We start from the raw sequence: 22,249 nt of genomic DNA on the forward strand, positions 1-22,249 counted from the left end.
TTGAAAGGAAGATTTAAATGTCAAAAGTAATGTCAGCCCAAGAAGCTATCAGCATGATTAAAGATGGCGACAAAATTGGTGTTGGTGGATTTATCGGAATGGGCCACCCTCAAGAATTAAGTGTTGCCATTGAAAAGAGCTTTTTGGAAACAGGACATCCTAGAGATTTAACAGTAATGTTCTCTGCTGGTGTAGGAGATGGAACACCAGATTTAGGATTGAACCACATGGGCCACGAAGGATTGTTAAAAAGAATCATTGGTGGTCACTGGGGATTGATTCCAACATTCCAAAAATTAGTTTTTGAAAATAAAGTAGAAGGATATAACTTACCACTTGGAACAATCAGTTTGATGTTCCGTGAAATTGCAGGACACCGTCCAGGTGTTATCACTAAAATCGGTTTGAAAACATTCATTGACCCACGTTTAGAAGGTGCGAAGATGAATGAACGTACAAAAGAAGATTTAGTTGAACTAATCAATATGGATGGAGAAGAATGGTTACGTTATAAATCATTCCCACTAGATATTGCCTTAATTCGTGGTACATATGCAGATGAAGATGGAAACTGCTCAATGTGTAAAGAAGCAGCTACATTAGATTCAATCAGTATCGCCCAAGCTGTTAAAAACAGTGGTGGTAAAGTTATTTTACAGGTAGAAAAAATTGTTGAACGTGGTTCATTAAAACCAATGGATGTTAAGATTCCAGGAATTTATGTTGATGCGATTGTTGTTGCAGAACCAGAAAATCACTGGCAAACATATTCAGATCCATACAATCCATCGTTCTGTGGAGAAATCCGTGTACCAGTAGATTCAATTGAACCTATGCCATTAAATGCACGTAAGGTTGTATGCCGTCGTGCTGCTATGGAATTAGATCCAGCTGCAGTTATCAACTTAGGAATTGGTATGCCAGAAGGTATTGCCAATGTTGCCAATGAAGAGGGTCTTCCAGGACTTAAGATGACTGTAGAAGCCGGAGGAATTGGTGGTGTTCCAATGAACGGTACTGCCTTTGGTGCTTGTACAAATCCAGACGCAATCATCGACCAGACATACCAGTTTGACTTCTATGATGGTGGTGGATTAGATCAAGCCTTCTTAGGACTTGCAGAATGTGATGCGAAAGGTGATATCAACGTATCTCGTTTCGGACCTAAAATTGCCGGATGTGGTGGATTTATTAATATCACACAAACTTCACCAGTTGTTGTTTATTGTGGAACATTCACAGCTAAAGGTTTAAAAGAAACTGTTGGTAATGGTAAATTGACAATTAATCAAGAAGGTCAAATCAAGAAATTTAAAAATCACATTGAACAGGTTACATTCTCAGCTGAATACGCAAATCAAACAGGTCAAAAGGTCTTGTATATCACTGAGCGTGCCGTATTTAAATTAATTGATGGTAAATTAACATTGATTGAAATCGCACCAGGTGTAGATCTTCAAAAAGATGTATTAGACCAAATGGAATTCAAACCATATATCGCTGAAGATTTGAAGTTGATGGATGCACGTCTATTTACTGACGAAATCATGGGATTAAAAGAAGAATAAAAGCTAAAACAGGTCAAATGACCTGTTTTTGTGTTAAAATGGTTTTGGGAGTTGATATAAATGTTATTTTTTAGAAATGATTATGGTCAAGGCTGCATTCCTGAAATTATGGAATATATGAATACCACAAATGGCCGTTCTTTTACTGGATATGGTATGGATGAAATTTGTCAAAACGCAAAGGAAGCTATTAAAAAACATATTCCAGATTATGATGTCGATGTTCACTTTTTAGTTGGAGGCACCATCACCAACCAAACAATCATCAAAGCATGTTTAAAACCATTTGAAGCTGTGATTGCCTGTGATACAGGACATATCGTAACACATGAAACAGGTGCTATTGAAGCTGTAGGACATAAAGTCATTCCTGTAAACAACTATGCAGGAAAAATAAATCCAGCTGATATTCGTAAGGTGTTTGATGCACATATGCTTTCTTATGAACACATGGTTTATCCAAAAATGGTTTATATTTCGAATGCAACTGAATATGGTACTGTTTATACATTAGATGAATTAAAAGAAATTCGTCGTGTTTGTGATGAATTAGGTCTTTATTTAATGATGGATGGAGCTCGACTTGGTGTCGCTTTAGCAACCGTAGATTACACACTTAATGATTTAGCAAATTTATGTGATGTATTCTATATTGGAGGAACAAAAAATGGTGCTTTAATAGGCGAAGCTGTTGTCATTACCAATCCTGCATTAAAGCCATATTTCCGTTTTGTGATGAAACAAAATGGTGCGATGCTTGCCAAAGGATGGTTATTAGGTATTCAATTTTTAGGTTTATTTGAACACGATGCATTCTATAGTTATGCCAAACATTCTGTAGTATTAGCGCAACAGATTCAATCGAAACTTCAAAAACTAGGCTATGCCTTATTTATGAAGAGTGATACAAACCAGATTTTTGTCAATGTCACGAAGGAACAATATCAGTTCTTAAGTGAAAAGATTGATTTTGAAATCTGGGAAAAATGCGATGATCATTATGTCATTCGATTTGTGACAAGCTGGCATACTTCAAATGAAGAAGTAGAAGAGCTTTGTGACTATTTAGAGGCGGCCATCGAAAAAAAAGAAGAATAGTATTATTCTAGATTGGAACGATACGTCCAACCTAGTATACCATTCTTTTTGATTTGAACTTTATCTTGATAGGCGAAAACGATTTTAACAGTTTCGCCTTTTTTTAATGGAATTTCATAGTTCGTATAATCAAATGCCTTTAAATCCTTGGTCACAAATTCATTTTCAACCCAAAAAGTTCGATGATTATATGGACAATACACCTTAGATTGTTTATCACTTTTTTCTAATATTTGAATTTGACCATGGTTCCAAGTTACAAAAAAGGGAATTTGCGTATGATATGAAACATCATGAATGACCTTTTTTTCTTCAAGCAGATCGCTTCTTTCCATACGTGTTGTCTTGCCTTCAAAGATTAAGGCGTTCAATTGTCCACCATGCTTCACAACATTTCCACCATCAATACTATAAATATTGTGTTTGACATCATAAATAGGATCAAAAGAGGCGATATGCGAACAATATTCTGTCACAGGCATGTGTCCTACAACCACATTCTTTTTAAAGACTTGATGCGTTTCTAAAAAGAAGGGGTGTGTTAAAACTTGTTTAAAATCTGTACCATAGTTATCATTTGATTCAATGCCGGCATGTACATAGATATGTTGATCATCCTCTAATACGTGAGGCAAATCATTTAAGAAACATAATTCTTTTAAGTAATGTTTTCGTAATATCTGACAAATGTTTGATATGTCACAATCTTTGTTGATTTCAAGATGTAAGCTTTGAGCCATTTCATGAATCAAGCTTTCCTTACGAAAACCTAAAACATGCTTTAAAAAATTAAGGCGATACGAATATAAAACATTTTTCGCTATAAAATCGCAGTTTCCCATAATACAATGTACATCCTGTGTTTGTACCTGATGCATAATGTAATGTAATGTTTCTAAGTTTTTTGGTCCTTTTTCAATGATGTCTCCTAATAGAATTAAACAGTCTTCATTGGGCTTATAATCAATCTTTATTAATAGCCTTTTATATAAGTCTAGATTACCATGAATATCACTAATTACAATTTTGCGTTTAGACTTTGTATATAGCCTTTTAATCACGACATTTCGATTCATTGAAATAAGAAGGGAAGGAATGTATCACATTCTTTTTCCCAGTCCTCCTCACAATGTCTTCCATCTGGAATTACATTGTATAATACTTTAACATTCTTTTTAGAAAGGGCATTTCCTACTTCGGTACATGCTTTTGTCTGCCAAACAAATTCATGCATTAAGCTTGTTTCTTTAGAACCCCATGATAAATAGATGGAAGTATTGCGTTGTATTTGTTGTTTAGAAATATCTTTAAGTATCGCATCCATACTTTCTAGAATATAAGGAGATACGACAATAGCCTTTGAATAGATATGAGAATATGTATAGGCTGCATATAAGCTCATTAAACCTCCACAGCTGCTTCCGGCAATATAAGTATTTTTTCTTGTTCTTTTCGTTCGATAATGCTGATCGATATAGGGCTTTAATTCATTCACAAAAAAATCCATTGTCGCATCGCCTTGTCCTTCAAAAGAACCGTATTCAGGATCATAAAAGGGATAGGGTGCATATTCTATTAAACGATTATTTCCGTCATGTGAACATTCTTGACCGACCACAATTAAGTCTAAGCCTAACTTTTCAATGTGGTCCTGAATATGAATGGCCTTGCCATAAGTGGCATATTCGTCTAGAAATAAATTATGCCCATCAAACGTATAAAGAACAGGATATTGTTTGGTATTCAACTCATAATCATCGGGTACATAAATAAATATTTTACGATTTTGATTCAGCTTTGACATGAAAAGCTCTTTTTCAATTATCATAAGCAATCCTTTCTTAATAGAGCTGTTTTAAAGAATTCATCTCTTCTTACAGGACTTGTAAATTTAGCGACGATCGCAACATCTCCCATGGCAGCCGCAATAGCTTCTGGCAAGTAAAGTATTTCAATCAGCTCTTCATTAAACATAGCTTGAATTTGTTTTGTCGAATATTGATATTTGATGGAATTTCTTCTTCCGACAAAACCAGCAGAAAATCTTCTAAGTTTTGAATAGGATGCCGACTGTTTTAAAATAACCTCTGCCCATAAACGATAGACATCAAGTTCTCCGGCATAATTCATTAAATCCGGACAGAAACCTCCTGGTGGTCTGAAGTTTACTTCTAAGCCAAAAATGCGTCCTTTTTCACCTAAACCTTGAACATTATGATTTAAACGGAAGAACTCACAATGGAAGAAGCGATTCTTGATTTTGAAGGCATGAATTGTTCTTTGAACAATATCACGACACTCATCGTCAATTTCAAATTGGGTATAACAACCAATACTTTGTTGATACAGAACCGAATCCATACAGTTACCTACATATTCTAAGCTGTTTAAGTATTGAATATCACCATGTTCATCACAAATTCCATCTAAAGTAAAGACATCTCCATCAATGAATTGTTCTAAAATCATCACATGATCCTTTGTCTGCATATAGACAGATTCTAATTGTTGTTGATTCATGATTTTGTATGTCATACTTGCACCAACACCATGATCCGGTTTCATAACAAGTGGATATCCGACTTTGTCGGCAAATTCAATCGCATCCTTTAAGGTATTAGGTACTTTATAATCGGCAACAGGTACATCGGCTTCTTTATAATATTTTTTCATTTGTGACTTTGACTGTAACTCTTCAATTCTTTCAAGCGAAAAACCTGTTTTCACATTGAAATCATCACGCAAACGAGCATCTAAAGTAAGCCACGCCTCATTATTAGATTCAATCCAGTCCATTTTTCCATATTTAAAAGTGAAATAGCCAACAGCTCTAACCATCGCATCGTAATCTTGAAAGCTATGTACGACATAAATTCCATCACAATATTGTTTTAACTCATCTTTTAATTGATTGTAGGGTGTATCTACAATAGCTAATACAGTAGCCCCATTTTCCTTTAATCCTCGACAAAACATCCAATAGCTTTCTGGATAATTTGGTGAAATAACGACAAAATTCATAAGCTACACATTCCTTTCTGCCATTATTTGACTAATCGCAATGACCGTTTTACCATCATCAATCTTGCCATTTTTTGTATATTCATAGGCTGTTTCTAAATCAAGCCATACAATATCAATTTCTTCATCCTCGTCCTTGGCAAATTGAATTTTTGCCTTTGTAGGATTGATGGCTTTATAAATCCAGATTCTTTCATCGCAAAAGCCTGGAGTTGAAACAAAGCTTAATAAAAGCTCAAGCTTTTCACATTCCATACCCGTTTCTTCATTCAATTCACGAAGACCACATGCCATAGGATCCTCACCATATTCAAGCTTTCCAGCTGGAATCTCTAATGTTTCTGAATTAATAGCTGGACGGAATTGTTTCACTAATAAAATCTTTCCATCCACAATACATATCACACCTACGCCGCCTGGATGACGAATAATATCGCGTTTATATACTTTATCTTTGATTTTGACATCTTTGGATACTAAATCAAAAATAATACCTTTATATATCATTTTTTCTTCCATAAACAAACACCTCTATTTTAAAAAAATTATAACACAAAAAAACACTCCGAAGAGTGTTAATTGATTTTATCCAAAAAGCTTTGTGTAATCGCATCAGCAATTTTTTGTTGGAAGGTTTCATCAATCAGCTTTGAATAATCATCCGAATTACTCAAATAACCAAGCTCTAAAAGAATCGATGGAATTTGACTGTCATATAGAATTGGGAAGTTTTCATAATGATCTGAATCAATTCCCTCAAATTGAGATAGGTTGATTGAACTCATGGTACTTGCGAGCTCCTTTGCCAATTGAATCATTTTTTCATTTGGCTGCGTGAATATTGAATAGCCCTTTGATAAGGAATCGGAGCTTGAATTCATTTGAATCGAAATTAAGTAATCTGCTTTTTGCGCATTTAAAGCTGTAATACGATCCTCTGTAGTCAATGATGAATCATCACTTCTAGTGTAAACAACTTTATAGCCGGCACTTTCTAATGTATCGCCAATCTTTTGTGCAATCGCAAGATTCAATTCTTTTTCACTCGTATGGCCTTCACTTGTATAGCCGGCATCGCTGCCACCACGACTCGCATCAATGCAAATAATTGCTTTTGATTTCGAACGTTTATTTGAAACTGTATCATTTGTGATGAGTGTTGTTTTCGATTCAGCTTGTTCTGGTACATCGATTTTTGATGTTTCTTTGATTTGTTTATTTAGATTTGGCTGTATAACCATAGCCAAAAATAACGCAAAAATTAAAAAGAGAATGGCTCTTCGCATGGAATACCCCCTTGTCTAATTATTCTAACATTTGTCGTAACAGATGAAAAGCTTTTTAAAATTTGTTATAATGGGTAACATGGGTGATAGTATGGATTTTTTAATAATGTTAGATCAGTTTGAAGGTCCCTTGGATTTGATGCTGCATTTAATCAAAGAAAATAAATTGGATCTTTTTGACTTGGATATGAATGTTTTGGCAACACAGTATATTGATTATATTCATGCCATGCAAAATATGCATTTAGAAGTAGCCAGTGAATATTTATCGGAATTGGCAAGCTTGATCGCATATAAGTCAAAAAAGCTTTTGCCTAGAGAAACCGTTGAGGTAGAAGAAGAATATGAAGAAGATCAGCGTGATCAATTGGTGGCTCGCTTGCTGGAATATCAAAGATATAAGGAAGTTAGCTTGGCATTAAAAGAAGATTATGATAAGCGGCAGCTGCATTTTTCACGCCCAGTTTCAAGCTTGGTTGAACAATGGAAGATTCCAGTTGAAACCGATACATTAGAAGAACAATCGCCATATGATTTAATGAAAGCGATGCGCCATTGTATTGTTCGTATGGAATTGTTGCAGCCCTATGAAACGAAAGTAACCATTAAAGAATTATCGATTGAGGAACGTACGATACAAATAAAAGAGCGTATGAAACATTTGAATGGATCGATTTCATTTCAAGATCTTTGTTCAGATTGTACCAATCTGCATATGATTATTGTTACCTTTTTATCGATATTGGATTTAATACATGATAAATGGATGACCTATTCGATCGATGAAACAGAAATGATCTGGGTCACTAGAGAGGATTTATAATGGATAATGCAAAAGCTATATTAGAAGGCCTTTTGTTTTTAAGCGGAGAAGAAGGGCTTACCATGGAGCAGATGGTTCATGGTCTACAAAATTTAGAGATGGATGATATACGTGTCTTGTTGGATAGCTTAAAATCAGAATATGCGAGTAACTCCAAAGGGATTGAATTGGTTGAATATGCGAATCGTTTTAAGTTTGTCACAAAAGAATTCGTATATCCGTATGGTAAGCAACTGTTTGAAGAATATAAACAGCCAACCCTTTCTCAGGCTGCCATGGAAACATTGGCTATCATTGCCTATAAACAACCCATTACACGTGTTGAAATCGAAGAGATTCGTGGTGTGAATTGTGAAATGATGTTAAAAAAATTAGTGGCTCGAGGCTTGATTGAAGCTAAGGATCGTTTAGATGCGATTGGAAAACCACTTTTATATCGTGTAACGGATGAATTCTTGGATGCTTTTCAATTAGAGGATCTAAAGGAATTGCCGGAATTACCACAAACTAGAGCGAACAGCGAAGAACTATTTGAAGGAGAATAATATATGGAAAGACTACAAAAGGTAATTGCCCAGGCGGGTATTTGTTCAAGAAGAAAAGCCGAAGAATTGATTTTGGATGGAAAAGTTAAAGTCAATGGCAAGGTGTGTGATGTGTTAGGTACAAAGGTATCAAAACAAGATATGATTGAGGTCAATGGAAACATGATCTCTAAGGAAGAAAAAGTGTACTACATTATGAATAAGCCTAAGGGATGTTTATGTACAAATAGCGATGACAAGGGAAGAAAAACAGTGTTGGATTATATGCCCAAAAATGAAAGAATCTTCTCAGTGGGTCGTTTAGACTATGATACAAGTGGTGTTTTATTACTGACAAACGATGGAGAATTCTGTAACCATATGATTCATCCTCGTTATCATTTAGAAAAGACATATGTTGTCAATCTTCAAGGGATTTTAACAGAGGATGATATCAAACAATTAAGAAAAGGCTTAAAGACAAAAACCGAAAAGTATCAGCCGGCAAAGGTCTTTGTGCTACAAAAGGATTTGACGCGTGGACGTACACAATTTGAATTAACAATTTCAGAAGGAAAGAACCATCAGGTGAAAAATATGATGTTGGCACTTGGACACGAGGTGCGTCGTTTGCACAGAGTTCGTTTTGCGTTTTTAGATGTCAAGGATTTAAAAGCAGGAGAATACCGTCGCTTAAAGCCATATGAAATCAAGCAGTTGAATCGTTTAAGCATGGAAGGTATTGACGAATAATGAAACAGGTTTATTTGGACCAGATCATTAATGTAAATGATACACTTGCTTTAGATTCAAAGCAGGCACATCATATCTTTGATGTGCTTCGTACTTCATCAAAGGAAAAAATTCGTATTGTTACTAAAAGCTCAGGTGTCTTTTATGGACATGTATTGGATAAGCCCAAATTACATATTGATGAAAAGTTAGATGTTTTAAAAGAACATCAGTCAATAACACTATGCTGTGCTTTGATTAAACAAGATAAATTTGAATGGATGCTTCAAAAGGCATGTGAACTTGGTGTGAGTAAAATCGTTCCTTTTGTCTCTAAAAATACTGTTGTGAAATTAGATGAGAAAAAGGCTGAAAAGAAATTGGTTCGTTGGAATGAAATCTTACTTGCGGCAACCAAGCAATGCAACCGCAATACGTTGGTTGAATTAGAGTCAGTTGTTTCTTTAAAGGACTTGGTGAATTATAAGAGTGAATGTAATGTGGTTGCTTATGAAAAGGAAAGTGATCCATCTAAGCATATGGCGCATTACTTACAATCCAATCCTTATTCCATTACGGTTTGTATTGGTCCTGAGGGTGGATTTGAAGAAAGTGAAATTAAAGTATTAAATGATTTTGGCTTTGAAAATTGTTCTTTAGGAAAGAACATACTGCGTGCTGAAACAGCCGCATGCTATGTATTAAGTGCGATTGAATACCAAAATCATGTGGAAGGATAAGAAAAAATGAAGTTTTCAATTATAACACTTGGCTGCAAGGTCAATGCGTACGAATCGCAATACTATGCAGGTCAGTTAGAAGAATTAGGGTATGAACAGGTATCGCCAGAACAACCATGTGATATTTGTATCATTAATACTTGTACTGTAACAAATACGGCGGCGAGTAAGTCTCGTCAAAAGATTCATTATGCTAAGCGTATGAATCCTAATGCGTTATGTGTTGTGGTAGGTTGTTTTGTGCAATTCGCAAATGAAGAGGAAAGAAAAGCTTTGGATGCTGATCTAGTGATTGGTGCCAAACAAAAGAATGAGTTGGTAAAGCTCATCCAACAAGCTTTAAATGAACATGAAAAAATTGATGTTGTGAATGAAGTAACGCAATTCAAAGATTTTGAAGCGATGCCTGTTCATTGTTTTGAATCGATGCATCGTGCATTTTTGAAGGTGCAGGATGGATGTAATCAATTCTGTTCCTATTGTGCTATTCCTTTTGCGCGTGGAAGAGAAAGAAGCTTAGATCATAACCAGGTTATTCAAATTGCCAAGGATCTATGTGATAGAGGGCATAGTGAAATTGTTTTAACGGGTATTCATACAGGTCGTTATTTTGATGGGGAATATCATTTGGCTGATCTTTTAAAGGATCTTTTAGAAAACACACCCGAACATGTATATTATCGTATATCAAGCATTGAAATTACTGAGGTTACGGATGAATTGATTCATTTGATGCAGGAAAATCCTCGTATGTGCCATCATTTACATATTCCAATACAGTCGGCATGTAATGAAACGTTAAAGCGTATGAATCGTCCATATACGATTGAAGAATTTAAAGAAAAAATCAATTATATTCGTTCTTGCATTCCAGATATTTCGATTTCAACCGATGTAATCGCAGGTTTTGTACAGGAAAGTGATGAGGAGTTTGAAACGACATATAAAAATCTTGCGGATTTAGAATTAAGTTTTTTCCATGTCTTCCCTTATAGTAAGCGTAATGGGACAAAGGCAAGTACTTTAAAGGGTGAAATCAATGGTAAGATTGCCAAGGCTAGAGTTGCTCGTTTACTTGAACTTTCGAATGCTTGTAGAGAAAAGGATATGCAGCGTTTTAATCCTGTTCAAGTCTTGATTGAAAGAAAACAAGATGGTTACTATACAGGATATACAAACCAATATCATCCATGTAAGATATTGAGTGATGCGCCATTAAGTGGTAGAATCACTATCGAATGGGAACGTATCGAAGAGGGTACGTACTATGGAAAGAAGGATGTTGTATGCGATTAAGCAAACTATTTAAAAATGCACCTACAATCAATATTACAGGTTTAAGCTTTGATTCAAGAACGGTTCGTCCAGGAAATATTTATTTCTGTTTACCCGGACTAACAAATGATGGGCATGACTTTATTGATTCAGCTATAAAAAATGGCGCTGTTTGTATTGTTCATTCAAAGGAAATTTTGAATATGGCACCAGGTGCTGTATATATTCGCGTGGAAGATGTCAATGATGCCATGAATACAGTAGCGCGTATCTTCTATGCGAAACCAAGTGATAAAATGAAAATGTATGGTGTGACTGGTACAAATGGAAAATCAACCATTACTAATATTATTCGTGACATTATCAATGATAAAACGCCATGTGGCTATATTGGTACGATTGCGATCAAATATGGAGATATTGAATTGCAGCCAAATTTAACAACGCCAGATGCTTTATTCTTGCAATCAAAGCTTGCAGATATGGTTCGTTGTGGTATGAAGGCTTGTGCTTTAGAGGTTTCAAGTCATGGGCTTGCCCAACATCGTGTAGATGGTATTTCTTTTGATTGTGCTATCTTTACAAATTTAACATATGATCATTTGGATTTTCATGGAACAATGGAAAACTATTTTGAAGCGAAGAGCCTATTGTTTAAAAATCTTGTTAAGGATAATGGTGTTTCCATATTGAATAAGGATGATGAAAAATATGAAGCATTAAAGGATTGCTCAAAAGCTCGCGTTATTTCTTATGGAGTCAATAGTGAAGCGGATTATCGTGCAATCAATATTAAGATGAGCTCTCAGGGTACACAATTTGATTTGGTGTATTCAGGACATATGTATCCGGTTAAGACAAATTTAGTAGGTAACTTTAATGTCCATAATTTATTGGCGGCAATCGCAGCTTTAAAAGAAACGGGATATGATTTAAATAATATCATTGAAAAATGTCAGCATATTGCTCAGGTCGAAGGTCGTATGGAACGTATTGACTGTGGACAGCCATTTAATGTGATTGTTGACTTTGCACATACACCAGATGGCATGGAAAAGATGATGCAGTTTGGAAGAAGCGTGACAATGCCAGGACATCGTTTAATTGCAGTATTTGGTTCGGCTGGTAAGCGTGATGTGCATAAGCGTAAGGTATTCGGTGAACTAGCTGATAAATATTGTGATTATATTGTTATTACTGAGGATGATCCTCGTGATGAAGATCCAAAAGAAATCGCAGATCAAATTAAGTCTGGTATTCAAGATACGTTACATGTATTTATTCAGGATCGTTATGAAGCTATCCATCAAGCCATTACATCAGCTCAAGAAGGAGATACTGTCTTGCTTCTTGGAAAAGGGGACGAAAGCTTTATCTATCGTGAAAACGGAAGAGCTCCTTGGGTAGGAGATAATGTGGCTGCCAAGGAATGTATTCAGCAAAGTCTTGCCTAAATTTTTAAATAATGCTTGCATTATATGAAATCTTTGATATAATATTTTTGCTAATCTTGGGAAGGGAGGTTTGTGAATATGCCAAAAGTAGTTCTTAAAGAAAACGAAGGACTTGATGACGCTTTAAGAAGATTTAAACGTCAGGTTTCTCGTAATGGCACCCTTGCTGAGGCGCGCAAAAGAGAATTTTACGTTAAACCAGGTGTGCGCAGAAAATTAAAATCAGAAGCTGCGCGTAAAGCACGTAGAGGTAAATAATCTGCATACTATATGCAGATTTTTTTCTTGAGGAGGAAATTTGTGTCGTTTTTAGAATTTGATTGTTCCGATCGAACATTTGAAGAGATTCAGATTTTTACAGGTTTTCAAGATTCCAACTTGGATATGTTGAGTAAATGCTTTAAATCTGTATTTATGATTCGTGATCAAAAAATCAAAGTGGAAGTAAATGATTCTTTAGATGAAAAAAAAGTAATTGAAGTCATTGAAGCTTGTTTTTCGATTATTGATACGCAACATCGATTGAATGCACAGGATGTAAATTATATTTGTTCTCTAGCATTTAAGAATCGTTTAAAGGACTTTAAAGCTCATCAGCTACAGGCTGTATGTAAGACAAAAACAGGTAAAATGATTTATCCAAAGACCATTGGACAAGCTATTTTATGTGACGCGATGCGTCATAATGAAATTGTTTTTGCGACAGGTGTTGCTGGTACAGGAAAAACATATCTTGCCGTAGCTTATGCGGTTAATATGTTAAAAAGTGAGCGAGTTGAGAAAATCATTCTTACACGTCCAGCAGTAGAGGCTGGAGAGTCGCTTGGCTTTTTACCGGGTGATATGAAAGAAAAGGTTGATCCTTATTTAAGGCCTTTATATGATGCGCTGAATGAAATGCTTGGCTTGGAAACTGTTGAAAAATATGTGGAGAAGCAAGTTATTGAAATTGCGCCATTGGCATTTATGCGTGGTCGCACTTTAAATGATGCTGTAGTTATTTTGGACGAGGCACAGAATGCGACTTGTGCACAGATGAAGATGTTTTTAACGCGTATGGGTAAAAACTGTAAGATGGTTGTTACAGGAGACGTTACACAGATCGATTTGATCAAGAAAAAGGATTCTGGTTTAATGCAAGCTTGTACGATCTTGGATCATATTGATGGGATTTCAATTATTCATTTGGAAAATAGTGATGTTGTTCGAAATCCATTGGTACAAAAAATTATTGAGCGTTATGCCAAGGTTGAATAATTTACATTAAACTGTTATAATTGAAAACTGTAAAAAATATATTGAAAGGTGATAAATCTATGGGAAGACATTTTGAGGTTCGTGCTGCTGCAATGCAGAAAACAGCCAACGCAAAGGCAAAAATTTATTCTAGATATTCTAAAGAGATTTTAGTTGCTGCAAAAAACGGTGACCCAAATCCAGATATGAACCAGACTTTAAAAAAGGCGATTGATCGTGCTAAGGCAAATAACGTGCCTGCAGACGTAATCAAGCGTGCTATCGAAAAAGCAAAAAGTAGTGCTGATGAAAGCTATTCAAGTGCTCGTTATGAAGGTTTTGGACATGGTGCAGGATCTACAATCATCATTGATTGCTTAACAGATAACGCAAACCGTACAATCGCAAACTTAAGAGCTTGTTTCAATAAATCACATTCTAAATTGGGTGTTGGTGGATCTGTATCATTTGGATATGAACACTTAGGTGTAATCGTTATTCAATATGATAATGAGGAAGCTATGATGGATGCTTTATTAGAGGCTGAAATTGAATTAAATGATATTGAAATCGAAGAAGGATATATGACAATTACTGTTGATCCAACTCAATTGGATGACGCAAAGGTTGTTGTTGAAAAATTAATTCCAGATGTTAAGTTTGAAGTCTTAGAAGATAAGATGATTCCAAATGAAGAGGTTGAACTTCACGGTGAAGATTTAACTTTATTCAAACGTTTAATAACTTTACTAGACGAAGTTGATGATGTACAAAATGTATATCACAACGTTTCAAACTTAGATGAAGCTGAATAATTCATTCCTAAGAAAAAGAAAAAGATAAGGATATACTGTAGAGAGAAAATGGCTGGTGAAAATTTTCGTAGAATCCTTGTTGGGACACTTTGGAGGAGTTGGCTAAAAACCAACCGTTGGTCGCGTTAAGACTTGAGGTGTATACTTTACGTATAAAATAAGGTGGTACCGCGTTTAAAAACGTCCTTATATTGGGGCGTTTTTTTGTTTATTTAAAGGAGGAAAACGCATGGCATATCAAATTCCTAGAGGTTGCCAGGATGTATTCGGAAATGAATCCTACAAATGGCAGGCTCTTGAACAAACATTAAGAAGCTTCTGTTACATGTACAATTATGATGAGATTCGTACACCTATTTTTGAACATACAGAAGTTTTCAAAAGAGAAAATGATTCAAGTGACATGGTAAACAAAGAAATGTATACTTTTAAACTTGAAAACTCAAAAGCATCATTAACCCTTCGTCCAGAAGGAACTGCAGGTGTTGTTCGTAGTTTTGTTGAAAATAAAATGTTCGCAAATCCTGATCTTCCTGCAAAATTCTATTATATGGGCCCTATGTCAAGACATGAACGTCCTCAAAAAGGAAGAATGCGTATCTTCAACCAGTTTGGTGTAGAAGCATTAGGCGTAAAAAGTCCATATGTCGATGTAGAAACGATTGTATTGGCATTTTCTATCCTTAAATCATTGGGATTGAATGATATTAAGGTATGCTTAAACACATTAGGGGATGATGAATCTCGTACAAATTATCGTAATGCGTTAAAGGAATACTTTGCGCCTTATGTTGATGAATTGTGCGGAGACTGTAAGCGTCGTTATGAACAAAATCCATTACGTATTTTAGATTGTAAAGTGGATCATGATCATGAATGTATGAAAAATGCACCTAAGATGTCCGATTACTTAAATGAAGCTAGTCAGGAATATTTTAATACGGTATGTGAATTACTAGACAAATTAGAAATTCCTTATGAAGTGGATGATAAATTGGTTCGTGGATTGGATTACTATACACACACTGTATTTGAAATCGTGTCTATGAATAAAGAAATGGGTGCACAATCGACTGTATTGGCTGGTGGACGCTATGATGGATTGATTTCGTACTTTGGCGGACCTGAAGGTATGAGTGGTATTGGATGGGCTTTAGGTATGGAACGTTTATTAATTGCCTTAGAAGCAGAAGGCATTGAATTGGAACAAAAACCTGCGTTAGATGCTTATGTGATGTGCTTAGACAAAGAAGCTAGAACATATGCGTTTGAGGTATTGACTGAGCTTAGAGCCTATGGATATCGTTGTGATATGGATATGATGGAAAGAAGCTTTAAGGGACAATTTAAGGCGGTTGATCGTTCAAAGGCTAAATTAGCAATTTTGATTGGTAAATCAGAATTGGACGATAAGAAAGTTACTGTTAAAAATATTGCACATAAAGAACAGGGAACAATTGATGTTGAAAAATTGATTCCTTATGTGGATGGTATATTAGAAGAAGAAAGCCATCATCATCATGAACATGAAGGAGAATAAGCATGTATAGAACACACAACAATGGAGAATTACGTTTAGCGAACGTAAATCAAGAAGTCACATTATGTGGATGGGTAAGTAAGCGTAGAAACTTTGGAGCTTTAGTCTTCATTGATTTAAGAGATCGTTATGGTATTACTCAGTTAGTTTTCAATGAAGATATCGCTGCACAAATCAGTGAAGTGCGTAATGAATATGTATTACAGGTAAAGGGAACCGTTGTTGAAAGAAAAGACAAGAATCCTAAGCTTGAAACGGGTGAAATTGAAGTTGTAGTAAGCGAAGTCAAAATTGTAAATACAGCTATCACTACACCTATGATCATTGCGGATGAAACAGATGCACTTGAAGATACTCGTTTAAAATATCGTTACTTAGATTTAAGAAGACCGGTTCTTCAAAAGAACTTGATTTTAAGAAACCGTATTACTTTATTAGTTCGTAACTATTTAGCAAAATACGGATTTACAGAAGTAGAAACACCTATTTTATGCCGTTCTACACCAGAAGGCGCACGTGATTATTTAGTGCCTAGTCGTATCAGTAAAGGTGAATTCTATGCACTTCCACAATCTCCACAGCTATACAAACAGCTATTGATGGTAGGTGGAATGGATCGTTATTTCCAGATTGCTCGTTGCTTCAGAGATGAAGATTTACGTGCAGACCGTCAACCAGAATTTTCTCAGATCGATATTGAAATGAGCTTTGTTGATGAAGAAGACATTTGGTCAATGACAGAAGGTTTAATGAAAGAAATCTTCAAAGATATCAAAGGAATTGATTTACCTGCATTTAAACGTATTCCTTACGATACTTGTATGGAAAAATATGGTTCTGATAAACCAGACTTACGTTTTGATATGCCTTTATACAATGTGAGTGAGGTATTCACAAATACTGAATTTAAAGTATTTGAAAACTGTTTAAATGAAGGTGGCATCATCCAAGCTATGAATGTAAAGAATGGTGCGGATAAATTCTCTCGTAAACAATTAGATAAATTACAAGATTATGTTAAGGTATATGGTGCAAAAGCACTTGCGAACTTAAAGTTGACAGCTGAAGGCTTTGCGGGTAGTGTTACAAAAGTATTATCCGATGCAGAAAAAGAAGCTTTAAAAACTATGTTGAATATTGAAGAAAATGATATTGTATTCTTCGTAGCAGACAAGAAAAAGGTAGCTCAAACATCTTTAGGTGCGTTACGTGTGAAATTAGGTCATGATTTAGATTTGATCAATAAAGACGCCTATGAATTCTTATGGGTTACAGATTTCCCAATGTTTGAATATGATGAAAATGAAAATCGCTATGTTGCGGCTCACCACCCATTTACTTCACCTAATCTAGAGGATGTCGATAAATTGATGTCTGATCCAGCAAATTGTTATTCTAGAGCTTATGACTTAGTATTAAATGGTTATGAATTATTATCTGGTTCTATTCGTATTCATGATCAAAAGCTTCAGGAAAAAGTATTCGAAGCTATTGGTATGACTTTAGAAGAAGCACATGAAAAATTCAGCTGGTTTATGGATGCATTCCAATATGGAACTCCACCTCATGGAGGTGTAGGTATTGGGCTAGAACGTTTAACTATGATTCTAGCTGGTACTGACAACATTCGTGATGTAGTTGCATTCCCTAAAACTGCTAGTGCATCTGATTTAATGGCACAGGCACCAAGTCCAGTAGATCCAGCACAATTAAAAGAATTAGGTATTGAAACTAAATAGCATAAAAAGACAGGGTAACCTGTCTTTTTATATAGAAAAAAAAACAAGTCGTTAGACTTGTTCATCTAGAAAATATGTAGCCTCCATGTCGGCTGTACTTAGCGCAAATGCGAGTGGGAACAATTCAAAAGCTTTACCTACATTATTTACAGGATCACTTCCGGAAAAGCCCATATGATAACGAATCGCAAAAGCTTCTTCACGACTAATACGCATAAATGGCTGAATCATATAGACACTTTTTTCACCATGTCCAAAAGGAATATTGTCCTCAAATTCAAAGACATCCACTTGTTGCCATTCGCCGTTGATTTTCTTATTTCGTGTACCTTTTTTATAGACATTGATCTTACATACATCATGTAAAAGGGCAACTAATGCGATGGTTTCATCGCTGTAGTGCATCTTATATGTGTCTTGAACTCTTTGTCTTTCTAGATAATCTTTTAAACAATGATAGACGTGCACACTATGTGCGCAAAGACCACCTTCCATATTGCCATGAAAACGTGTGCTTGCGGGGGCTGTAAAAAAATCAGAGTGAGGACCTTCTAGAAATTCTAGAAAGGCATCGGCTCCGTCACGATGTATATTTTCTTTATAGATTTGAATAAATTCTTCTTTTACGTTCATACTTTTTACCTAAATTAAAAGCCCAAGAACATGAGATCTTTCCCTGTTAAGTACAGGTGGGCAATCTGTGAACAGCATTAGGATCCCCACGCGTAGCGGGTCTTCAACACAACAATTCAACATCCGATTTCCCTTATCTCGAGTGTAGGAAAAATTAATGTCCTTAGGCATTTCTATAATAACGAACTTCATACAAGAATACAAGTCTTGACTTTTTAGTATCAAATGTGCATAGTTGCAAGTAACTTTAAAAACAAGTAAAATATAAAAGGTGAAATTATGGATGGAATTTTAATTATTGATAAACCGTATGGTATGACAAGCCATGATGTTGTAAATTGGCTTCGTCGAAAATATAAACAAAAAAAATTTGGACACACAGGAACATTAGATCCTAACGCAACTGGTGTTTTAGTTGTTCTTTGTGGAAAGTCATGTAAATTATTACAGTTTTTAAGTGATACCGATAAAGAATATATTGGTCAGATTGAATTTGGAAAAAGTACATCAACCGATGATATTTGGGGTGAAGTAGAGGCTGAAAAAGAAATAAATTTAAAATTTTCTTTTCAAGAGGAACTACAAAAATTTGTAGGGAAGAATCATCAACTGGTGCCTAAGACCTCTAATAAAAAAGTGAATGGTAAAAAACTAATGGACTATCAAAGAGAAGGCTTAGAGGTTCCTAAGGTATACAGTGATATTGAAATATATTCGATGGAAGATCTAGGTGACTATAGCTTTAAAGTGGCCTGCTCAAGTGGAACCTATGTGCGTAGTATTTGTCGAGATTTAGCTTTAAATACAAACAATTTGGGTTGTATGAAAAGTTTAAGACGAACTAAAGTCGGTCGTTTTACGATTGATCAAGCACAAACACTAGAAGATTTAGAAACGCAAGAACCTGTCTTATATCCATCAATTTATGTATTGGATCATCTAGATAAAATTGATTACCAACCGATTCAAGATGTCTATCAGGGTAAACGTATTCGTTTAGATAATCCAAACAATGAAGTTTGTATCTTAGATGCAGGTGAACCTATCGCAATCTATGAAAAAGAGCGTGAAGGTTTATTTAAAAGTAAAAGAGGTCTATGGTAATGGAAGTTATTCGTATTGATTATAACCATGTTCAAGAAGATTTATGTAAAAGCTCTTGCTGTATCGGTTTCTTTGATGGTTTACATACTGGGCATCAGGCATTGCTTGAAAATTGTATTCAAGTCGCAAAAGAAAAAAATGTAAAAAGTGGATTGATTACCTTTGATCCAGATCCTTGGAAAATTTTCTTTCCAGAACGCGTATGCAGACATATCACAACACTAGATGATCGTATCTTTTTGGCAAGTGCTATGGGCATTGAAGTCATGTATATCATTACATTCTCTAAGGATTTTGCTGCTTTAGATGTGGATGCTTTTCATATGTTGCTGCATAAAATGAATGTATCTTACATAACATGTGGCTTTGATTTTAAATATGCTTCAAAAAATTCAGGTAATGTTCAGACACTAAAAACACAGAATTATTTCGAAGTATCTGTGATTGAGAGTGTGAACTCAAAAAATGAAAAGATATCTTCTAGTCGTATTGAACCTTTGATTCAAAGTGGAAAGATGGATTTGGCAAACGAACTATTAGGTTACATGTATTCAATTGAAGGTGTGATTGAGCATGGCTTTAAACGAGGAAGTACTTTATTGAATTTTCCTACCGCAAATCTTGGCGCAAATCCAGACTATTTAGTTCCTTCAAGTGGTGTCTATGCAGGCTTTGTATGTGTAAATGATACTTTGTATGGAAGTATGATCAATGTGGGCAACAATCCAACATTTGAAAATAAAAAGGTTTCAATCGAAGCACATATCTTTGATTTTGATCAAGATATTTATGATCAAAAGGTTCGCTTTTTCTTTTTGAAAAAGACTCGAAATGAAATTCGTTTTGATGGATTTGAATCTTTAAAAAAACAGCTAGAATCAGATATTATTACTTGTAAAAAGGTGATTTTAAAAGAATCGAGCTATGTGAATGAAACAGCGAAGCTTTGGGATAAGAAAGTTTTTGAGTTTAAATAACTTTTTTGATATACTTAAAGAGAAGTGAAGGTGAAATTATGGCGAAAGAATATATCGAACTAGAACCAGGTAATGAATATGGTGTTATTTCTTTAAATAAGACTGTTTTTTCTACAATCGCAAAGAACGTAATTGAAGAAGATGAAAACGTTCAGCTTGCAGAAGGAACAAAACCATTTAAGACAGGAATTGTGACAAAAGTTGACGATAATAAATTGACTTTATCGATTCCAGTAAAAGTACAGCACAAGGCAAATGTGAGTGATGTATGTTTAAATCTACAAAACAAGATCTTTGAAAGTATTTCTTATATGACAGACTTTAAACCTGAGGCCATTGAAATTCAGGTTATTGGCTTTATCTTCTAGGAAATCTTTCAAAGGTTTCCTTTTTTTCAATTTATGAGTGTATCTTTTGAAAATTATCTTGTAGTAGGTATAAGTTCAAGAGCTTTGTTTAATTTAGAAAAAGAAAACGAGGTTTTTGAAAAGGAAGGATTGGACGCATATCGTGAATATCAAATTGTTCATGAAAATGACGTTCTCAGTCCTGGAAGTGGTTTTGTGTTAGTACAAAACTTATTAAACATCAATAAGCTAGCCAATCGAAAGCTTGTCGAAGTCATTGTGATGTCAAGAAATAGTGCGGATACATCACTACGTATCATTCATTCACTTGAACATTATGATATGGACATTGGGCGTATGGTTTTAAGTGGCGGAGAAGACATCAGTCGTTATTTATCTGCTTTTGGTGTGGATTTATTCTTATCGTGTAATGAAAATGATGTATCAAATGCGATTCATGCTGGTTTTGCGGCCGGTATGATTTATGCCCGAGATACTAAATATAGCTTCCCCGATCATCAGATTCGTATTGCCTTTGATGCGGATGCCGTCTTATTTTCGGCTGAATCTGAAAAAATTTATCAAGAACATGGTTTAGAAGCGTTTAATGAAAATGAAATTCAAAACCAGGATGTCGCCTTACAAAAAGGTCCAATGGCTTCTTTGTTAAAAAGTTTATCTTGGCTTCAAAATGAAACCAAAGATTTACATGTATTAAGAACAGCTATTGTGACGGCACGAAACAAAGATACGGGGGTTCGTGTAATAAAAACTTTAAGAGCATGGGATATTGTCGTAGATGAAGTATTCTTTATGCAGGGAGCCAAAAAAGCGGATGTGTTAGCTTGTTTTGGTGCCAATATATTTTTTGATGATCAAGACGTGCATGCAGGACCTGCAAGTCAAGTCGTGCCAAGTGCGCGCGTACCATATAAAGAAGGAGAAATGTAAATGAATAGACATGAACAACGTGTAATTGCGATGCAAAGTGTATACCAGCACTTATTATTAGGAAAGGACATCCGTAAGTGTGTATTTGATGTGATGAAGGGGTCAAATGACATTGATGGATATTTATATAGTTTGACAATGGGTACGGTTGAAAATAAAGAGGCTTTCGAACAAAAAATCAATGAATTGTTACGTGACGACTGGAATTTTGATCGTTTAAGTATGTTAGAACAAGCTATTTTATTGATTTCATTTCAGGAAATTTTGGCAAATGATACACCAAAGCCAGTTGTAATCAATGAAGCAATCACATTGGCGAAAAAATATTGCGATGACAATTCATATAAATTATTAAATGGAGTTCTAGATCAACTATGAGAAATGAC

24 protein-coding genes and 1 other annotated feature are annotated in these 22,249 nt (G+C 35.1%); of the genes, 18 read left to right on the forward strand and 6 right to left on the reverse strand.

All coding sequences use genetic code 11. The features are described from left to right. The first annotated feature begins 17 nt into the window (after nucleotides 1-17). Together DWY01_RS06005 and DWY01_RS06010 are read left to right on the forward strand one after the other, a co-directional pair. On the forward strand, nucleotides 18-1,568 hold the full coding sequence (locus DWY01_RS06005) for an acyl CoA:acetate/3-ketoacid CoA transferase (protein WP_117994862.1): 1,551 nt from the start codon (nucleotides 18-20) through the stop codon (nucleotides 1,566-1,568). A gap of 60 nt (nucleotides 1,569-1,628) precedes the next feature. Then, nucleotides 1,629-2,666, forward strand: coding sequence for a low specificity L-threonine aldolase (locus DWY01_RS06010; protein WP_117994866.1), 1,038 nt, complete (start codon nucleotides 1,629-1,631; stop codon nucleotides 2,664-2,666). A 2-nt stretch (nucleotides 2,667-2,668) separates the two neighbouring features. On the opposite strand, the gene DWY01_RS06015 is transcribed toward DWY01_RS06010, so the two are convergent. Genes DWY01_RS06015 through DWY01_RS06035 form a run of 5 tightly spaced genes read right to left on the reverse strand, consistent with a single transcriptional unit; the run spans nucleotide 2,669 to nucleotide 6,973 of the window. Continuing rightward, a complete protein-coding gene (locus DWY01_RS06015) occupies nucleotides 2,669-3,727 on the reverse strand; it encodes a metallophosphoesterase (protein WP_199519895.1) in 1,059 nt (352 codons plus the stop codon). Nucleotides 3,728-3,738: 11 nt separating this feature from the next. Next, the gene (locus tag DWY01_RS06020; RefSeq protein ID WP_117994875.1) at nucleotides 3,739-4,494 is read right to left on the reverse strand and encodes an alpha/beta hydrolase; all 756 of its coding nucleotides are present in this window, start codon (nucleotides 4,492-4,494) and stop codon (nucleotides 3,739-3,741) included. After that, complete coding sequence (locus DWY01_RS06025; protein ID WP_117994880.1) at nucleotides 4,491-5,687, reverse strand: acetyl-CoA carboxylase biotin carboxylase subunit family protein; 1,197 nt, start codon at nucleotides 5,685-5,687, stop codon at nucleotides 4,491-4,493. Before DWY01_RS06025 ends, DWY01_RS06020 begins: the two co-directional genes overlap by 4 nt. Nucleotides 5,688-5,690: 3 nt before the next feature. Then, nucleotides 5,691-6,206, reverse strand: coding sequence for an NUDIX hydrolase (locus DWY01_RS06030; RefSeq protein WP_117994883.1), 516 nt, complete (start codon nucleotides 6,204-6,206; stop codon nucleotides 5,691-5,693). A gap of 56 nt (nucleotides 6,207-6,262) precedes the next feature. Continuing rightward, complete coding sequence (locus DWY01_RS06035; RefSeq protein ID WP_117994886.1) at nucleotides 6,263-6,973, reverse strand: N-acetylmuramoyl-L-alanine amidase; 711 nt, start codon at nucleotides 6,971-6,973, stop codon at nucleotides 6,263-6,265. 91 nt (nucleotides 6,974-7,064) lie between these two features. Between DWY01_RS06035 and DWY01_RS06040 the strand changes: the two genes are divergently transcribed. From DWY01_RS06040 to aspS, 11 genes are all read left to right on the forward strand, one after another. Further along, nucleotides 7,065-7,796 (forward strand): ScpA family protein, encoded by a 732-nt coding sequence (locus tag DWY01_RS06040; RefSeq protein ID WP_117994890.1) that lies wholly within the window; start codon nucleotides 7,065-7,067, stop codon nucleotides 7,794-7,796. Then, nucleotides 7,796-8,341: an SMC-Scp complex subunit ScpB gene (scpB, locus tag DWY01_RS06045; RefSeq protein ID WP_217291995.1), complete on the forward strand. Its 546-nt coding sequence runs from the start codon at nucleotides 7,796-7,798 to the stop codon at nucleotides 8,339-8,341. The genes DWY01_RS06040 and scpB overlap by 1 nt, the downstream gene beginning before the upstream one ends. A gap of 3 nt (nucleotides 8,342-8,344) precedes the next feature. Next, nucleotides 8,345-9,073 (forward strand): pseudouridine synthase, encoded by a 729-nt coding sequence (locus tag DWY01_RS06050; protein ID WP_117994897.1) that lies wholly within the window; start codon nucleotides 8,345-8,347, stop codon nucleotides 9,071-9,073. After that, nucleotides 9,073-9,792: a 16S rRNA (uracil(1498)-N(3))-methyltransferase gene (locus tag DWY01_RS06055; RefSeq protein ID WP_117994901.1), complete on the forward strand. Its 720-nt coding sequence runs from the start codon at nucleotides 9,073-9,075 to the stop codon at nucleotides 9,790-9,792. Before DWY01_RS06050 ends, DWY01_RS06055 begins: the two co-directional genes overlap by 1 nt. A gap of 6 nt (nucleotides 9,793-9,798) precedes the next feature. Then, on the forward strand, nucleotides 9,799-11,088 hold the full coding sequence (gene mtaB, locus DWY01_RS06060; RefSeq protein WP_117994905.1) for a tRNA (N(6)-L-threonylcarbamoyladenosine(37)-C(2))-methylthiotransferase MtaB: 1,290 nt from the start codon (nucleotides 9,799-9,801) through the stop codon (nucleotides 11,086-11,088). Continuing rightward, complete coding sequence (locus DWY01_RS06065; RefSeq protein WP_117994908.1) at nucleotides 11,079-12,521, forward strand: UDP-N-acetylmuramoyl-L-alanyl-D-glutamate--2,6-diaminopimelate ligase; 1,443 nt, start codon at nucleotides 11,079-11,081, stop codon at nucleotides 12,519-12,521. Before mtaB ends, DWY01_RS06065 begins: the two co-directional genes overlap by 10 nt. 78 nt (nucleotides 12,522-12,599) lie before the next feature. Beyond that, on the forward strand, nucleotides 12,600-12,779 hold the full coding sequence (gene rpsU / locus DWY01_RS06070; RefSeq protein WP_003865021.1) for a 30S ribosomal protein S21: 180 nt from the start codon (nucleotides 12,600-12,602) through the stop codon (nucleotides 12,777-12,779). A 42-nt stretch (nucleotides 12,780-12,821) separates the two neighbouring features. Next, on the forward strand, nucleotides 12,822-13,778 hold the full coding sequence (locus DWY01_RS06075) for a PhoH family protein (RefSeq protein ID WP_243001976.1): 957 nt from the start codon (nucleotides 12,822-12,824) through the stop codon (nucleotides 13,776-13,778). Between the two features lie 59 nt (nucleotides 13,779-13,837). Further along, nucleotides 13,838-14,572 (forward strand): YebC/PmpR family DNA-binding transcriptional regulator, encoded by a 735-nt coding sequence (locus tag DWY01_RS06080; RefSeq protein WP_117994916.1) that lies wholly within the window; start codon nucleotides 13,838-13,840, stop codon nucleotides 14,570-14,572. After that, nucleotides 14,573-14,763 (forward strand) — a binding site (T-box leader). It begins immediately after the preceding gene. Between the two features lie 38 nt (nucleotides 14,764-14,801). Further along, entirely contained in the window at nucleotides 14,802-16,112 is a 1,311-nt protein-coding gene (hisS, locus tag DWY01_RS06085) for a histidine--tRNA ligase (protein WP_117994921.1), read from the forward strand. Between the two features lie 2 nt (nucleotides 16,113-16,114). After that, a complete protein-coding gene (gene aspS, locus DWY01_RS06090) occupies nucleotides 16,115-17,851 on the forward strand; it encodes an aspartate--tRNA ligase (RefSeq protein ID WP_117994925.1) in 1,737 nt (578 codons plus the stop codon). A 51-nt stretch (nucleotides 17,852-17,902) separates the two neighbouring features. Here the strand turns inward: aspS and DWY01_RS06095 are convergent, their stop codons facing one another. Next, nucleotides 17,903-18,484: a hydrolase gene (locus DWY01_RS06095; RefSeq protein ID WP_117994929.1), complete on the reverse strand. Its 582-nt coding sequence runs from the start codon at nucleotides 18,482-18,484 to the stop codon at nucleotides 17,903-17,905. A 279-nt stretch (nucleotides 18,485-18,763) separates the two neighbouring features. On the opposite strand from DWY01_RS06095, the gene truB reads away from it, so the two are divergent. The 5 genes from truB to nusB are packed head-to-tail and all read left to right on the forward strand — an operon-like array spanning nucleotide 18,764 to nucleotide 22,241. Further along, nucleotides 18,764-19,588 carry a tRNA pseudouridine(55) synthase TruB gene (gene truB / locus DWY01_RS06100; protein ID WP_117994933.1) on the forward strand — a complete coding sequence of 275 codons (825 nt, stop codon included), beginning with the start codon at nucleotides 18,764-18,766 and terminating at the stop codon, nucleotides 19,586-19,588. Next, complete coding sequence (locus DWY01_RS06105) at nucleotides 19,588-20,565, forward strand: bifunctional riboflavin kinase/FAD synthetase (RefSeq protein ID WP_199519896.1); 978 nt, start codon at nucleotides 19,588-19,590, stop codon at nucleotides 20,563-20,565. Before truB ends, DWY01_RS06105 begins: the two co-directional genes overlap by 1 nt. 38 nt (nucleotides 20,566-20,603) lie before the next feature. Next, the gene (locus DWY01_RS06110) at nucleotides 20,604-20,933 is read left to right on the forward strand and encodes an Asp23/Gls24 family envelope stress response protein (protein WP_117994941.1); all 330 of its coding nucleotides are present in this window, start codon (nucleotides 20,604-20,606) and stop codon (nucleotides 20,931-20,933) included. 33 nt (nucleotides 20,934-20,966) lie between these two features. After that, nucleotides 20,967-21,863, forward strand: a complete 897-nt coding sequence (locus DWY01_RS06115; RefSeq protein ID WP_117994944.1) for a 5'-nucleotidase — start codon at nucleotides 20,967-20,969, stop codon at nucleotides 21,861-21,863. Beyond that, nucleotides 21,864-22,241, forward strand: coding sequence for a transcription antitermination factor NusB (nusB, locus tag DWY01_RS06120; RefSeq protein ID WP_117994947.1), 378 nt, complete (start codon nucleotides 21,864-21,866; stop codon nucleotides 22,239-22,241). Nucleotides 22,242-22,249 lie beyond the last annotated feature (8 nt).

Source organism: Eubacterium sp. AF22-8LB (assembly GCF_003458715.1).
Classification (GTDB): domain Bacteria; phylum Bacillota_I; class Bacilli_A; order Erysipelotrichales; family Erysipelotrichaceae; genus Holdemanella.

What these genes read in the sequence shown, in the direction of transcription:
- DWY01_RS06005 (WP_117994862.1), top strand. Translation starts at nt 18, where the DNA reads ATGTCAAAAGTAATGTCAGCCCAAGAAGCTATCAGCATGATTAAAGAT.
- DWY01_RS06010 (WP_117994866.1), top strand. Translation starts at nt 1,629, where the DNA reads ATGTTATTTTTTAGAAATGATTATGGTCAAGGCTGCATTCCTGAAATT.
- DWY01_RS06020 (WP_117994875.1), bottom strand. Translation starts at nt 4,494, where the DNA reads ATGATAATTGAAAAAGAGCTTTTCATGTCAAAGCTGAATCAAAATCGT.
- DWY01_RS06025 (WP_117994880.1), bottom strand. Translation starts at nt 5,687, where the DNA reads ATGAATTTTGTCGTTATTTCACCAAATTATCCAGAAAGCTATTGGATG.
- DWY01_RS06030 (WP_117994883.1), bottom strand. Translation starts at nt 6,206, where the DNA reads ATGGAAGAAAAAATGATATATAAAGGTATTATTTTTGATTTAGTATCC.
- DWY01_RS06035 (WP_117994886.1), bottom strand. Translation starts at nt 6,973, where the DNA reads ATGCGAAGAGCCATTCTCTTTTTAATTTTTGCGTTATTTTTGGCTATG.
- DWY01_RS06040 (WP_117994890.1), top strand. Translation starts at nt 7,065, where the DNA reads ATGGATTTTTTAATAATGTTAGATCAGTTTGAAGGTCCCTTGGATTTG.
- scpB (WP_217291995.1), top strand. Translation starts at nt 7,796, where the DNA reads ATGGATAATGCAAAAGCTATATTAGAAGGCCTTTTGTTTTTAAGCGGA.
- DWY01_RS06050 (WP_117994897.1), top strand. Translation starts at nt 8,345, where the DNA reads ATGGAAAGACTACAAAAGGTAATTGCCCAGGCGGGTATTTGTTCAAGA.
- DWY01_RS06055 (WP_117994901.1), top strand. Translation starts at nt 9,073, where the DNA reads ATGAAACAGGTTTATTTGGACCAGATCATTAATGTAAATGATACACTT.
- mtaB (WP_117994905.1), top strand. Translation starts at nt 9,799, where the DNA reads ATGAAGTTTTCAATTATAACACTTGGCTGCAAGGTCAATGCGTACGAA.
- DWY01_RS06065 (WP_117994908.1), top strand. Translation starts at nt 11,079, where the DNA reads ATGCGATTAAGCAAACTATTTAAAAATGCACCTACAATCAATATTACA.
- rpsU (WP_003865021.1), top strand. Translation starts at nt 12,600, where the DNA reads ATGCCAAAAGTAGTTCTTAAAGAAAACGAAGGACTTGATGACGCTTTA.
- DWY01_RS06080 (WP_117994916.1), top strand. Translation starts at nt 13,838, where the DNA reads ATGGGAAGACATTTTGAGGTTCGTGCTGCTGCAATGCAGAAAACAGCC.
- hisS (WP_117994921.1), top strand. Translation starts at nt 14,802, where the DNA reads ATGGCATATCAAATTCCTAGAGGTTGCCAGGATGTATTCGGAAATGAA.
- aspS (WP_117994925.1), top strand. Translation starts at nt 16,115, where the DNA reads ATGTATAGAACACACAACAATGGAGAATTACGTTTAGCGAACGTAAAT.
- DWY01_RS06095 (WP_117994929.1), bottom strand. Translation starts at nt 18,484, where the DNA reads ATGAACGTAAAAGAAGAATTTATTCAAATCTATAAAGAAAATATACAT.
- truB (WP_117994933.1), top strand. Translation starts at nt 18,764, where the DNA reads ATGGATGGAATTTTAATTATTGATAAACCGTATGGTATGACAAGCCAT.
- DWY01_RS06105 (WP_199519896.1), top strand. Translation starts at nt 19,588, where the DNA reads ATGGAAGTTATTCGTATTGATTATAACCATGTTCAAGAAGATTTATGT.
- DWY01_RS06110 (WP_117994941.1), top strand. Translation starts at nt 20,604, where the DNA reads ATGGCGAAAGAATATATCGAACTAGAACCAGGTAATGAATATGGTGTT.
- DWY01_RS06115 (WP_117994944.1), top strand. Translation starts at nt 20,967, where the DNA reads ATGAGTGTATCTTTTGAAAATTATCTTGTAGTAGGTATAAGTTCAAGA.
- nusB (WP_117994947.1), top strand. Translation starts at nt 21,864, where the DNA reads ATGAATAGACATGAACAACGTGTAATTGCGATGCAAAGTGTATACCAG.